At 76.0% G+C, this 14,010-nt stretch carries 6 protein-coding genes and 1 tRNA gene; 1 reads left to right on the forward strand and 6 read right to left on the reverse strand.

Annotated elements, in window-relative coordinates; all coding sequences use genetic code 11:
* Positions 1–162 precede the first annotated feature (162 nt).
* Complete coding sequence (locus ACH4OA_RS06505) at positions 163–1,845, forward strand: bifunctional 3'-5' exonuclease/DNA polymerase (RefSeq protein ID WP_397943521.1); 1,683 nt, start codon at positions 163–165, stop codon at positions 1,843–1,845.
* A 118-nt stretch (positions 1,846–1,963) separates the two neighbouring features.
* Here the strand turns inward: ACH4OA_RS06505 and ACH4OA_RS06510 are convergent, their stop codons facing one another.
* The 6 genes from ACH4OA_RS06510 to tmk form a co-directional block, all read right to left on the reverse strand.
* Positions 1,964–5,455, reverse strand: coding sequence for a BTAD domain-containing putative transcriptional regulator (locus ACH4OA_RS06510; RefSeq protein ID WP_397967913.1), 3,492 nt, complete (start codon positions 5,453–5,455; stop codon positions 1,964–1,966).
* A gap of 517 nt (positions 5,456–5,972) precedes the next feature.
* Positions 5,973–6,866, reverse strand: a complete 894-nt coding sequence (locus ACH4OA_RS06515) for a glycosyltransferase family 2 protein (protein WP_397943524.1) — start codon at positions 6,864–6,866, stop codon at positions 5,973–5,975.
* Positions 6,867–7,059: 193 nt separating this feature from the next.
* A tRNA-Thr gene (locus ACH4OA_RS06520) sits at positions 7,060–7,136 on the reverse strand.
* 107 nt (positions 7,137–7,243) lie between these two features.
* On the reverse strand, positions 7,244–8,854 hold the full coding sequence (locus tag ACH4OA_RS06525; protein WP_397967915.1) for an alpha/beta hydrolase: 1,611 nt from the start codon (positions 8,852–8,854) through the stop codon (positions 7,244–7,246).
* Between the two features lie 192 nt (positions 8,855–9,046).
* On the reverse strand, positions 9,047–10,252 hold the full coding sequence (locus tag ACH4OA_RS06530) for a DNA polymerase III subunit delta' (protein ID WP_397947851.1): 1,206 nt from the start codon (positions 10,250–10,252) through the stop codon (positions 9,047–9,049).
* A 275-nt stretch (positions 10,253–10,527) separates the two neighbouring features.
* The gene (gene tmk / locus ACH4OA_RS06535) at positions 10,528–13,935 is read right to left on the reverse strand and encodes a dTMP kinase (protein ID WP_397967917.1); all 3,408 of its coding nucleotides are present in this window, start codon (positions 13,933–13,935) and stop codon (positions 10,528–10,530) included.
* Between the last annotated feature and the right edge of the window lie 75 nt (positions 13,936–14,010).

Raw genomic sequence — 14,010 nt, forward strand, 5'->3', positions numbered from 1 at the left:
GGCGCAGCTTCACGGAGGGGCGGGAACCCTTCGGACATAACGGGATCTTCGAGGCGGGACGGTATCACCGCCACCGGCCTGCGTGCCGTGTCGGGGCGCCGCGCGCGGAACGGCACCGCAGGTCGCGGGCGATTGTCGGACCCGCCTGCCACACTCGCGGACATGACCGACCGGTGGGCGCTCGCACCGGCCGAGGACGCGGGCGTGGACGTCGCCCCCCTCGGCCCGGACGGGCTGCCCGCCGGGCCGGTGCGGCGGGAGGGCGATCTCGCCGGGGCGGTGCGCAGCCGCCCGGAGGTGACGCGCTGGGTGTGGCGGTCGACCGCCGAGGTCTATCCGCGTCTGCTCGCCGCGGGGGTGCGGGTGGAGCGGTGCTACGACATCGAGGACGCCGAGACGCTCCTGCTGGGCCACGAGGGCCGGTACGGCGAGCCGCGCTCGGCCGCCGCCGCCCTGGCCCGCCTCCGCGGCGGCCCCGTCCCGCCCGACCCGCCGCAGCACGCGGCCGCACCGGGCGCCCAGTCCCCGCTGTTCGTGCCCACCGGCACCCGCCTGCCCCTGTCCGACCTGCTCACGGTCTACGCCGACCAGCTCGGACGGCACCGGCGGACCGCCCACCCCGACCGGATGCGGCTGCTGACCGCCGCCGAGTCCGCCGGGATGCTGGTGGCCGCCGAGATGAACCGGACGGGTCTGCCCTGGAGCGCCCCGGTCCACCGCGAGCTGCTGCACACCCTGCTCGGCGAGCGGTACGCGGGCGGCGGCGAGCCGCGCCGCCTCGCCGAACTGGCCGACCAGATCTCCACCGCCTTCGGCCGCCGGGTGCGGCCGGACCTGGCCGCCGATGTGGTCAAGGCCTTCGCCCAGGCCGGGATCAAGGTGAAGTCCACCCGCCGCTGGGAGATCCGGTCCGTCGACCACCCGGCCGTCGCACCCTTGCTGGAGTACAAGAAGCTGTACCGCATCTGGGTGGCGCACGGCTGGTCCTGGCTCCAGGACTGGGTGCGCGACGGCCGCTTCCGCCCCGAGTTCCTCGCCGGCGGCACGGTCACCGGGCGCTGGACGACGAACGGCGGCGGCGGACTGCAGATCCCGAAGGTGATCCGCCGGGCCGTGGTCGCCGACCCCGGCTGGCGGCTGGTGGTCGCCGACGCCGACCAGATGGAACCCCGCGTCCTGGCCGCGATCTCCCGCGACCCGGGCCTGATGGAGGTGGCCGGCCGGGAGAGCGACCTCTACCAGTCCGTCTCCGAGCGCGCCTTCTCCGGCAACCGCGACCACGCCAAACTCGCCGTGCTCGGCGCGATCTACGGCCAGACCTCGGGCGACGGCCTGAAGAACCTCGCCGCGCTCCGCCGCCGCTTCCCGACGGCCGTCGCCTATGTGGACGAGGCGGCCCGCGCGGGCGAGGAAGGCCGGCTCGTGCGCACCTGGCTGGGCCGCACCTGCCCGCCGGCGGCCGGCAGCGGCGAGGCGGAGGAGGCGGGCATCCCGGTCGGCGAGGAGGAACCGGAGATCCAGTCCGGCTGGGTTCCCGGCTACGCCTCGACGAACTCCCGCGCGCGGGGCCGCTTCGCCCGGAACTTCGTCGTCCAGGGCAGCGCCGCCGACTGGGCCCTGCTGCTGCTCGCCGCGCTGCGCCAGGCCCTCTGGGACATGGCGGCCGAGCTGGTCTTCTTCCAGCACGACGAGGTGATCGTCCACTGCCCGGCCGAGGAGGCGGACGCGGTCGCGGAGGCCATCCGCGAGTCCGCCGCCCTCGCCGGCCGGCTGACCTTCGGCGACACACCGGTGCGGTTCCCGTTCACGACGGCGGTGGTGGAGTGTTACGCCGACGCCAAGTAGACGGCCACGCGGGGCGGCGCGTCCCTCACCGGCCACCTCCCAGGCTCCCGCGCTCGGGCCGCTCGGGCCGCTCGGGCCGCTCGGGCCGCTCGGGCCGCTCGGGCCGCTCGGGCCGCCGTCATTCCGCAGCTCCGCTTCGCGGGCCGTCCGGGCCGCCCGCGCTCAGCAGTTCCCGCAGCTCGGTGAGGACCGCCTGTTCGTCCGTGCCGTCCAGTGCCGTGTACGCCGTGCGCCAGGCGTCGTACGCTTCCGCCCCCCGCCCCTGCTCGCGCAGCAGCAGCCCGTGCTGGTGCAGGGCCAGCCCGCCCGTGTAGCGGTCGGCGCGGTCCTCGGCCCGGCGCAGCAGCTCGGCGCACTCGCCGGCCGCCCGCTCGGCCCGTCCGAGCTGCCGCAGCGCGCGGACCAGGCCGAGCCGGGTCTGCGACTCGCCGTGCCAGTCGCCGTGGCCGCCGAGGATGCGCAGGCTCTCCTCGAAGTGCCGGGCGGCGGCGTCCGGTTCGCCGAGGGTGAGATGGGCGTAGCCGATGTTGCAGTGCGCCGAGTGCCGGACGACGACCGCGCCGATGCGCTCGCCGATCGCCAGCGAGCGCCGGTGCTGCTCGATGGCGGCGCGCGGATCGGTGTGCTCGTAGAGGTTGCCGAGGTGGCTGCGGGTGACGGCCTCGCCGTACGGGTCGTCCAGCAGCCGCGAGTAGGCGAGGCTCTGCCGCAGCGCCTCCCCCGACTCCGCGAACCGCCCGAGCCCCTCCAGCAGCAGCCCGCGGTTGTTCAGGCAGCGCCGGATCCGGGAGGCCACGCCCAGCCGTCCCCAGATCTCCAGGGCCTGGTCGGTCAGGGTGAGCGCGTCGTTCTGCCGGCCGGTCAGGAAGTGCAGCGCCGCGAGGTCGCCCAGCGCGTACGCCTGCGCCGCCTGGTCCCCCAGCCGCCGCGCCGTGGCGAGCGCGGCCCGCCCCAGCACCTCCATCTCGGCGATCCGGCCGCTGCGCTGCACCAAGGGGAAGAGCAGCCGCGCGAGCACCGAGAGGCGGGCGGCGAGGTGCGGATCCTCGGTGTCCGCGTTCCGCGCCACCAGCGTGACGACGTTCTCCAGCTCCATGTCGGCCCAGGCGAACGCGTCCCCGGCCGACTCGAAGGACGCCAGCGCGGCCACCTCGGCCGCGTGTCCGGCCGGCTGCGCGGCGGTCGGCCGCCGCCGGTCGTCCTGGTCCGGCCCTGCTTCCGCGACCGCCGTCAGCGCCCGTTCGGCCACGGCGCCGTACCAGCGCAGGGCGATGAGGTCGGCGGTGCCGGTGCTGTCGCCGGTGCGGCCGGTGGCGGTGGTGCCGCGGGCGGTCGCGGTCGCCTTCGTGGCGGCCCGCGCGTCGGCGTCCGCGAGTTCCCGGGCGAAGTCGCGGACGAGGTCGTGGGGGGTGTAGCGGCCGAACGCCGTCTCCTCCAGCAGGGTCACGTCCACCAGCCGGTCGAGGGCGGCCTCGGCCCGCCGCTCGTCGGTGCCGGTGAGCCGGGCGATCAGCGGAGCGCCGTACGTCGGCAGGTCGAGCGCGCCGATACGGCGCAGGGCGAGGGCCGCGTCCCGGTCGGCCTCGCGCGCGGCGGCGGCGAGCGCGTCGTGGGCGACGGCCAGGGAGCGCCGGACGCTCAGATCGTCGTACTCCAGATGGCGCAAGCGCCCGCCGGTCTCGGCGAGCTGACCGGCCAGGGCGTCCGGGGTGAGGGCGCGGCGGGCGGCGAGCCGGGCGGCGACCACACGCAGCGCCAGCGGGAGCCGCCCGGTCAGCTCGACCAGGGCGTGAGCGGCGTCCAGCCCCGCGCGGCCGCTCACCGCGCGCAGCAGGGCCGCGCTGTCCTCGCCGGTCAGCGGCGCGAGCGGGAAGCGCCGGGCGCCGTCGAGCGCGGTGAGCGGCGAACGGCTGGTGACGATCACCGCACAGCCGGGGCCGGCCGGGAGCAGGGGCCGTACCTGGGCCGCGTGCGCGGCGTCGTCCAGTACCAGCAGGATGTGGGCGGGCGCGAGCAGCGAGCGCAGCAACGCGGCGGCCGCGTCCGGGTGTTCGGGGATGTTGCGGGCGTCCACGCCGAGGTCGCGCAGCAGCGCGCCGAGCGCCTGGGCCGCGGTGAGCGGGGTCATGCCGGGGGTGGCGCCGCGCAGGTTGACGTAGAGCTGACCGTCGGTGAAACGTTCCCGCAGCTCATGGGCGACGTGCAGCGCGAGAGCGCTCTTGCCGACTCCGGCCATACCGCTGATCACCGCGACGACGGAGGCCGGCGCGGGCGGCTCGGTCAGCGCACGGCGCAGCTCCCGCCGTACGTCCACCCGCCCGGTGAAGTGGGCCGGCGGAGCGGGCAACTGCGCCGGACGCGGGGTCTGGCGGGCGGCGGGGGCCGGTGGGGAGTGGGGGGTGTGCGGGTGGTGGGGGGAGGGAGTGGGCGGTAGAGCGGGGGTGGCGGTGTTTGCGGTGGGGTCTGGGGCGGTGGAGGGCGCGGGCGGTGTGGAGTCGCTGGCGGTGTGCTCGGGGCCGGCGGCGCGCTCCGGGTCGTCGTCGGTGCCGGTGAGGGGCGGCTTCCCCGGCCGCCAGGACGATCCGGCCGGTGTGGCCGGTGCGGGTGCGCCCGGCCGCGGTGCGCCGTACGTCTCGCCCGGCCGCTGCTGCCCGTCGCCGCACCGCAGCACCTCGACGTGCGCCTCGCGGACCGCGGGGCCCGGCTCGATGCCGAGTTCCTCCACCAGGCGGGCGCGCAGATCGCGGTGGACGGCGAGGGCCTCGGCCTGGCGGCCGGTGCGGTGCAGGGCGAGCATCAGCTGACGGTGGTACGCCTCGCGCAGCGGATGTTCGGCGACCAGGGCCGTCAGCTCGGGCACGAGCGCGGCCGGCCGGGCGCCGCCGAGCGCCAGTTCGGCGTCGTAACGCCACTCCAGCAGCAGCAGCCGGGCTTGGTCCAGGCGCTGCACGAGGGCGTAGCCGCCGATGTCGGCGGGGAGCCCGCTGAGCGGGGTGCCGCGCCACAGCGCGAGCGCGGCGGCGCAGGCCCGTACGACGCCCGGCCAGTCCCGCCGGGCGTGCGCGGCCCGTGTCTCGGCGACCCGGGCGTCGAAGACGTGCACGTCCAGCTCGCCCTGGTCGACCCGCAGCACATAACCCGGCGGTACGGCCTTGAGCCGCTCGGGATCGTCCAGGAGCCGGCGCAGCCGGGTGACGTGGTTGTGCAGGGACGCCTGGGCGGAGACGGGCGGCGCGCCGCCCCACAGCGCGTCCTTCAGCGACTCGACGGAGACGACCCGGCCGGGCTCCAGCAGCAGCGCGGCGAGCAGGGCCCGGACCTTGGGACTGCCGATGGGCCGGACACCGTCGTCCGGAGCGTCGACCGCGGTGGCGCTCTCGGCGGTCTTCTCGTTCTTATGGCCGGGAACAGGGGTACCGGAGGCACTGGCGGTACGGGAGGAGATACCGGCGGCGGTGCCGGGAGCGGGCTCGCCCGGGGCGCCGGTGGGCGGAGGGCCGAAGACGTGGGCGGGTGGGTCGTACGGGAGGCCGTGGGGCGGTCGGTCGGGGAGTCGGTCGTAGAGGACCGGCGGTCCCAGCAGTCCGAAGCGCAGCTCGCACCGCCGCATCACGCCGCTCCACAGCCTTCCCGCGCGGTCGGGGCCGACCCGCGCTCCGCGGCGGGCCCGTGCCCGCCGTCTGCCTGGCGGAAACCCGCCCTGTCCGCAACGGTTTCCCGCCACCTTCCGTGTGCCCGGCCGCAGGCGGAATCAGCCCGTCCGAGGGGCTTTTCCCGCTGTCGAGGGACAACTTCCGGCCAACCGTTCGGCGGCCCGCCGACGAACCGTTGGCCACATGTTAGCGATCCGTTGGCGAATCCTGATGTGATCAACACATCGGATCCGGCTCGACGGCGCGCGCGTATGTCGCGTAACTCGGGGGAGTGTCGCCGCTGGCCGGATCCGGGGACGAACAAGGGCCCCGGCCGTCGGAGGTGAACGACCGGGGCCCCGTCCCGCTTTCCCGCGCCGGCCAGGACGCGCCCTTCACATGGCGCGACCGGCGGCAGGCCGCCCAAAGCTCACCGGCCGTCGAGCGCTCACCAGCCGCCCAGCACTCACCAGCCGCCCAACCCTCACCGGCCGCTCAGATCACCGGCGGCCGGCCCAGCCGGGTGAGCCGCCACACCGTCCGCCAGCGCATCGGCCGTCGCTCGCCGGCCGGTTCCCGCAACCCCTCCGCGAACCCGCCGCACCACGCGCGGAGCCCGGCCGGGGAACGGGTGCGGGCGAGGGTGAGGAGCGTCCACACCCCGAGGTGCAGCGGGACGAGCGGCAGGGGCAGCCGGCGCCGGACGAGCCAGACCCGGTTGCGGGCGTTGACCCGGTAGTAGATGGCGTGCCGGGCCGGTGAGGTCCTGGGGTGCCGGAGAAGCAGCTCGGGGGCGTAGAGGATCTTCCAGCCGGCGTCGACGGCTCGCCAGGCGAGGTCGGTTTCCTCGTGCGCGAAGAAGAACGCGGCGGGCCAGTCCCCGGTCTCGGCCAGCATCGCCATCCGCAGGGCGTGCCCGCCGCCGAGGAACCCGGTGACGTAACCGCCGCGCAGTGGATCGGACTTGCCCACCCGGGGCACGTGCCGCTGCTGTGTCTCGCCGTGCTCGTCGGCGATGCGGAAGCCGACGATGCCGAGGCGGGGGTCGGCGGCGTACAGGTCGCGCACGCGGCGCAGCACGCCGGGGTCGACGAGCAGTCCGTCGTCGTCCAGTTCCACGACGACGTCGACGTCCCCGAACTCCCGCAGCCGGGCGAGGGCGACGTTGCGGCCGCCTGGGCAGCCGAGGTTCTCCTCGACGTCCACGGTCGTGACCTCGCCGGGCAGGGACAGCCGGCGGGTGAACTCGGGCAGCCGGCAGCCGTTGCCGACGATCACGATGCGGGCGGGGGCGAGGTCCTGCCCGGCCACGGACTCCAGCAGGGCGTCGACCTCGGCGGGCCGGTTGCCCATCGTCACCACGGCGACGGCGATCCTCGGCGCCTGCACGTCCCTCACCCCATCCGGCCGCCGGCGGCACCGCCGCCCGAACGCGCGCTGCCCGCCGTTCACCAAGATGTCGCTGCCCAGCCACGGGTTCACCGGGCCCCGACCCGCTTTGCCACGTCTTTGACGGCCACCGCCGCCGCCCCTGAACGCAACGCAAAAGCCCAGCTCAGACAGTGTCTGAGCTGGGCTTCAGTGGAGCCGCTTTCGGGATTCGAACCCGAGACCTACGCATTACGAGTGCGTTGCTCTGGCCATCTGAGCTAAAGCGGCGCGCTGCCCGCACCATGGTGCGATCGGCAACGTCGGTAAGTCTACACAGTTTCCCGAGGTGCTTCGTACCCACCCCGGGAAGGTGACCCCGGGGTGGGTGGCAGGGGCTATGAGCAGCGCTTTCGGGCGGCCGGCGGGGTGCCCTGGAGGAGGTAGGTGTCGATCGCCGTGTCGATGCAGGCGCTGCCGCGGCCGTACGCCGTGTGGCCGTCGCCGTCGTAGGTCAGCAGGCGCGCCGAGGAGAGCTGGGCGGCCAGGGAACGGGCCCAGCGGTACGGCGTCGCCGGGTCGCGGACCGTGCCGACCACCACGATCGGCGCCGCTCCCTCCGCCGTGATGCGGTGCGGCTCGCCCGTGGCCCGCACCGGCCAGTACGTGCAGTTCAGCGAGGCCCAGGCCAGGCCCGGGCCGAAGACCGGGGACGCCTTCTCGAACGCGGGCAGCGCCTTCTCCACCTCCTCGGGGCCGGAGAAGGCCGCCGGCAGGTCCAGGCAGTTCACGGCGGCGTTGGCCATCATCAGATTGCTGTAGTGGCCGTTCGCGTCCCGCTCGTAGTAGCTGTCGGAGAGGGCCAGCAGCCCGGTCCCGTCGTGCTCCTTCATCGCCGAGGTCAGCGCCTCGCGCAACTGCGCCCAGGACGCCTCGTCGTACATCGAGACGATCACCGCGGTCGTGGCCAGCGCCTCTCCCACCCGGCGGCCGTCCGCGTCCCCCGCCGGGACGGGGCGGGCGTCCAGCGCCCGGAAGAACGCCCGGAGGCGGTCGCCGACCTGTGCCGGCGTGGCCCCCTTGCCGCCCAGCGGGCAGCCGGGATGCCGTACGCAGTCCTTCGCGAACGCCTGGAACGCGGTCTCGAAGCCCGCCGTCTGGTCCAGGTTCAGCCTGCGGGCGTCCAGCGACGGGTCCATCGCGCCGTCCAGCACCATCCGGCCGACCCGCCCGGGGAACAGCCCGGCGTAGGTCGCGCCGAGGAACGTGCCGTAGGAGGCCCCGACGTAGTTCAGCTTCCGGTCCCCGAGCACCGCCCGCAGGATGTCCATGTCCCGGGCGGCCTCCACGGTCGAGACGTGCCGCAACAGCCGCGCGGAGCGGGTCCCGCAGCTCTCCGCGAACGTGCGGTCCGCCGCGACCAGCGCCTTGCGCTCCCGCTGGTCGTCGGGTGTCACGTCCGTCTGCGTGTACGCGTCCATCTGCCGCCCGTCGAGGCACTGGACGGGCTCACTGCGGGCGACGCCCCGCGGGTCCACCGCCACCATGTCGTAGCGGGCGCGGATCCGTGCCGGGTAGCCGAGGGCCGCGTACTGCTGGAGGTACCCGACCGCCGATCCGCCCGGACCGCCCGGGTTGACCAGCAGCGAGCCCAGCGGCTTGCCCGTGCCGGTGGCCTTCTTGCGGGACACGGCGAGCCGGACCGTGCCGGCGCCCGGGTCGGCGTAGTCCAGCGGTGCCTTCATCGTCGCGCACTGGAACCCGGGGGCACCGCAGTCGCGCCAGCGCAGCCGCTGGCCGTAGTACGGCGTCAGCGCCGACGGCGTCGCCCGCGGCAGCGCGGCGAGCCCCGCCTGCACCGTCCCGCCGACCGACGTGGACGGGCTCCCGGCGGAACAGGCGGACACGAGCAGGGCGGCGGCCGTGAGCAGGGTGGCCGTGAGACGGGCCGTCGTCCGGGAGCGGGCGTCCCGGGTCCGGCGGGGTCGGGGAGAGGGCCTGGTGTGCATCAGGCGAGCGTAACGCTGCGCGACGACTCAGGTGCGATGCGTGCAGATTGTGCCTCCTACGGGGGACACGCCGGGGCGCTGGGCCCCGGGCCGGGAATGACGGCGAGGACATCCGCGTGCGCCCGGGACAGCCTCCCCGCCCCGGTCTGCGGCCACGCCCCCGGCCCCGCCCGCACCACCACCGACACCGCCTCAGCCCGCCCGCAGGGCCATCGTCATCGCCTCCACCGCCAGCAGCGGCGCCACATTGCGGTCCAGGGCCTCGCGGCACGCGGCGATGGCCTCGATGCGGCGGAGCGTGGACTCGGGGGTGCTGCCGCGCGCCAGCCGCTCCAGGGCGTCCTCGGCGTCGGCGTTGGCGAGCGCCACGCGCGTGCCGAGCTGGAGGGCGAGGACGTCGCGGTAGAAGGCGGTGAGATCGCCGAGGGCGACGTCCAGGCTGTCGCGCTGCGTGCGGGTCCTGCGGCGCTTCTGCATCTCCTCCAGGTCCTTCATCACCCCCGCCGTCCCGCGCGGCATCCGGCCGCCCTGGACCGCGCCGAGCGCCGCCTTCAGCTCCTCGGTCTCCTTGCCGTCCGTCTCCTCGGCGAGCTGTTTGGCGTCCTCCGCCGCCGCGTCGACCAGTTCCTGGGCCGCCCTCAGGCAGGCGCCGATCTCGTCCAGCCGCAGGGGCAGCCGCAGCACGGCGGCACGGCGCTCGCGGGCCGCCGGGTCGGTGGCCAGCCGGCGGGCCCGGTCGACATGGCCCTGGGTGGCGCGGGCGACGGACGCGGCGACCTCGGGCTCGATACCGTCGCGCCGTATGAGCATGTCGGCGACCGCCTCCACGGACGGCGTGCGCAGGTTCAGGTGGCGGCAGCGGGAGCGGATGGTGGGCAGGACGTCCTCGATGGAGGGCGCGCACAGCAGCCAGACCGTGCGCGGGGCGGGCTCCTCGACGGCCTTGAGGACGGCGTTGGCCGACTTCTCGTTCAGCCGCTCGGCGTCCTCCACCAGGATGATCTGCCAGCGGCCGGTCGCCGGGGCCGTGTACGACTTGCGGACCGTGTCCCGCATGTCCTTGACCAGGATCTCGGAGCCGACCGCGGCGACCGTCGTGACGTCCGCGTGGGTGCCGAGCAGCGCGGTGTGGCAGCCGTCGCAGAAGCCGCAGCCGGGGGAGCCGCCCAGCGCGCGGTCGGGGCTCACGCACTGGAGGGCCGCGGCGAAGGCCCGCGCCGCCTGGCCGCGGCCGGCGCCCGGCGGGCCCGTGAACAGCCAGGCGTGCGTCATCTTCGACGCCTCGGGCGGCGGCCGGCCGGTCGAGGTGGCCGTGACGAGGGCGTCGGCGTCCCGCGCGGCCGCGTCGAGCACCGCGCTCACCTTCTCCTGCCCGACGAGGTCGTCCCACACGGTCATGGGTCACGCCGCCCTTCCGTCACATTCCGCGTTCCGGGATCCATTGTGCGGGCGGGCACTGACAACGGACGCCGCCGCAGGTCCGGGCCCCGGACCTGCGGCGGCGTCCGTCGCCCCCGGCCGGACCGGCCCGGAACCCCTCGGGGGACCGGCCCCCTCTCGTGGGACCGGCCCGGAACTTCTCGGACAGACCGGTCCGGAACTGCCCGGCGGGACCGGTCAGAAACCGCCCGGCGGGCCTGCCCGGAACCCCGGCGTCCGTCCATCCGTCCGTCTCAGTCGCGGCGTCCCCGGCCTCGGCCGTCCCGGCTCCCGCGGTCCGCCCGGTCCTGTCCCCCGCCGTCGCCCGGGTCGCCGTGGTCCCGCTCGTCGTACGTCCCGAGCAGTTCGTCGGCCAGCGTCGGCAGGTCGTCCAGCGGGGTCTCCTCGGCCCAGTCGGGGCGCGGGCGGCGGCGGGGCATGCCGTCGGCGTCGAGCTGGGGCAGCTCGCGCGTGCGGGGCTCGGAGCCGTCCGGCCCCGGCCGCTCGTCCCGGAAGAAACCGGGCGGCACCCGGTCCGCCGGGCCGTCGCGCCGTACGGGCGGCAGCACGGCGGTCTCGTCCGCCGCGCCCGTACCCGCGGACGCCTGCCCGGCCGGCGGCTCGGCGGACACCGGCGGCAGGACCGCCGTCTCGTCCGCCGCGCCCGGAACGATCCGCGGCAGGACGGCCGTCTCCTCGGCCGGGCCGGGCGCGGGCGGCTGCGGCAGTTCGGCGGTCACCTCGGAGTCCGGGTAGGCGCCCCGGGCGCCGCCGCCGGAGCCGCCGCGCTCCTCGCGCACCGGCCGCAGCACCGTGGTGTCGTCCGAGAGGCGCCCGTCCGGCCGCCCGTCCGTCCGGCGCCGTGCCGCGTCCGGAGCCTGTGCGTCCGGGGACACCACCGGGGTCGGGACGGTCACGTCGGTGCCCCGGTCCGTGTCCGGTGCGGGCGCCGTGGCCGCGTCGGGGGCCGCGGCCGGTGCCGCGGGCGGGGGCGTGCTGGGCCTGCGGGCCGCCGCGTCGGCCGCCGCCGCGGCCTCGGCAGCCTGCCGACGGGCCTCCTCGGCGCGCAGCAGCGCCTCCTCGGCCTTGCGCTGCGCCGCCAGCCGCCGGGCCTCCTCCTCCGCGCGCAGCCGGGCCTGCCGGGCCTCTTCATCGGCGCGCCGCCGGGCTTCTTCCTCGGCCTCCTTGCGGCGCCGTTCCTCCTCGGCCTTGCGGCGGGCCTCCGCCTCGGCGCGCGCCTTCTCCTCGGCGAGCAGCCGCTGCCGCTCCTCCTCCGCGCGCCGGGCGGCTTCCTCGGCCCGCTGCCGGGCCTCCTCCGCCTGCCGCTCGGCCTCGCGCCGCTGCGCCTCCTCCAGCTCGCGCCGCTTGCGCTCCTCCTCCTCGGCGCGCAGCTTGGCGAGCTGCGCCTGGCGCTCGCGCTCCAGGCGCTCCTCCTCGGCCTTGCGGGCGGCCTCTTCCTCGGCCTTGCGGCGGGCCTCCTCCTCGGCCTTGCGGCGGGCCTCCTCCAGGGCCTTGACCTCGGCCTCGGACAGCGGCAGCACGGTGTCCAGCCGGTGCCGGATCACGGTGGTGACGGCCTCGGGCTCCTGTCCGGCGTCCACGACCAGATAACGGCCGGGGTCGGACGCGGCCAGCGTGAGGAAACCGGAGCGCACGCGCGCGTGGAACTCCGCCGGCTCCGACTCCAGCCGGTCCGGCGCCTCGGTGAACCGCTCGCGGGCGGTCTCCGGGGCGACGTCCAGCAGGACGGTGAGGTGCGGGACCAGACCGTGGGTGGCCCAGCGGTTGATGCGGGCGACCTCGGTCGGGGACAGATCGCGGCCGGCACCCTGGTAGGCGACGGAGGAGTCGATGTAGCGGTCCGAGATGACGACCGCTCCGCGCTCCAGGGCGGGGCGTACGACGGTGTCGACGTGCTCGGCGCGGTCGGCGGCGTACAGCAGCGCCTCCGCGCGGTGCGACAGGCCCGCCGAGGACACGTCCAGCAGGATGGAGCGCAGCCGCTTGCCCACCGGGGTGGCGCCGGGCTCGCGGGTGACGACGACCTCGTGGCCCTTGGCGCGGATCCACTCGGCGAGGGCCTCGGCCTGGGTGGACTTGCCGGCGCCGTCGCCGCCCTCCAGGGCGATGAAGAAGCCGCTGTCCGCGGGGGTGGTGACCGGGTCGTCGCCGCCGAGCAGCGCGTCCCGCAGGTCCTGGCGCAGCGGCACGCCGGAGCGGTCGTCGACCTTGGCGAGGACCAGCGCGGCCATCGGCAGCAGCAGCGCGCCGACCAGCATCAGCGTGAACGCGGCGCCGCCGTGCGCGAAGACGAACTTGCCGTTCTCCAGCCGGTGCGGGCCGATCAGCGCCGCGAACAGGGGCGCGATCAGGACGCCGAGCGCTATGAAGACGCGGACCACGGCGTGCAGGTGCTCGGTGGTGCGCGCCCGGCGGTGGTCCTCGGTCTCCTGGTCGAGCAGGGTGTGCCCGGTGTTGGCGGCCACGCCCGCGGCGGCGCCGGCCAGGGTGACGAGCAGCAGGACCGTGGTGACGTCCGGGACCAGTCCGGCGGCCAGCAGCGCGATGCCGGTGACGGCGATGGCCAGGGCCAGCAGCCGGCGGCGGGAGAGCGAGGGCAGCAGGGCGGGCGCGGTCCGGATGCCGGCGGCGACACCGCCGGTCAGGCCCAGCACCAGCAGGCCGTACAGCACGGGGCCGCCGCCGAGGTCCTTGGCGTGCAGCACGCACACCGAGACGGCCGCCGCGATCGCTCCCGCGACCCCGGCGCAGGCCGGGACCAGCAGCGGGACGGCGCCCGTACGGCCCTTGTCGACGCCGGTGCCGGTGCGCGGGCGGCGCAGACCCTCCAGCGGGGACCGCGCGCGCGGGGTGCGCGTGCCGGGCACCTCCAGGTACGTCAGCACGGACAGGGAGGCGGCGAACAGGCCCGCCGCGACGTACGACCCGAGGGCCGCCTGGTGCTGGCCGAACCAGGCGACGCCGGTGCCCAGCAGGTTGTTCAGCAGGCCCGCCACGACCAGGGCGGCGGCGGCCAGCGGGACCGCGAGGAAGCCGGTGCGCAGCGCGAGGCGGCGCAGGGCGTCCAGGTGGTCAGGCAGCGGCCGTACGGTCGCGCCCTCCGGGGGCGGGGCCGGCAGCAGGGCGGGGGCGGCGCTCTCCCGGCAGACCGTCCACAGCCGCTCGGCGACGCCGGTGACGAAGGCGGTGACCAGAAGCACGGCGAGCGCGTCGTCCGGGGTCCAGTCGATCCACAGGGGCGCGACGATCAGCAGCGCGGCGCGCAGGCCGTCGGCGCCGACCATGGTCCAGCGGCGGTCGAGAGGGCCCTCCTGGGCGGTGAGCGAGGTCACCGGGCCGAGGAGGACGGCGCCGAAGAGCAGCGTCGCGAGGACGCGGGCACCGAAGACCGTCGCCACCGCGAACGCCACGCCTCGGTAGCCGCCGCCGAAGGCGCCCGTGGAGATCGCCGCCTGGAGGACCAGGACGACGAGGACGAGGAGGGACAGGGTGTCGCCGACACCACTGACCAGCTGCGCGCTCCACAGGCGCCTCAGCTGCGGCCGGCGCAGCAGGGAGCGGACGGCGCGCTCGCGGGAGTCCGCGACCAGGGCGTCGTCCGGGGCTGTGGGATGGGCCGTTGGCTGCTCGGCTCGCGTCATGCGTTCAGCCTATCCGCAGGCGCTGACAGCACACCTCGCGTGTCCGTGTCCCCGGTTGCGCACGTACGTCCGCCC

Origin of the sequence: Streptomyces sp. NPDC017095 (assembly GCF_044332325.1) — a bacterium.
In the GTDB taxonomy this organism is placed as follows: domain Bacteria; phylum Actinomycetota; class Actinomycetes; order Streptomycetales; family Streptomycetaceae; genus Streptomyces.

Excerpts from the sequence above, each read along its gene's own strand:
- ACH4OA_RS06505 (WP_397943521.1), top strand. The coding sequence starts at position 163 with ATGACCGACCGGTGGGCGCTCGCACCGGCCGAGGACGCGGGCGTGGAC.
- ACH4OA_RS06510 (WP_397967913.1), bottom strand. The coding sequence starts at position 5,455 with ATGCGGCGGTGCGAGCTGCGCTTCGGACTGCTGGGACCGCCGGTCCTC.
- ACH4OA_RS06525 (WP_397967915.1), bottom strand. The coding sequence starts at position 8,854 with ATGCACACCAGGCCCTCTCCCCGACCCCGCCGGACCCGGGACGCCCGC.
- ACH4OA_RS06530 (WP_397947851.1), bottom strand. The coding sequence starts at position 10,252 with ATGACCGTGTGGGACGACCTCGTCGGGCAGGAGAAGGTGAGCGCGGTG.
- tmk (WP_397967917.1), bottom strand. The coding sequence starts at position 13,935 with ATGACGCGAGCCGAGCAGCCAACGGCCCATCCCACAGCCCCGGACGAC.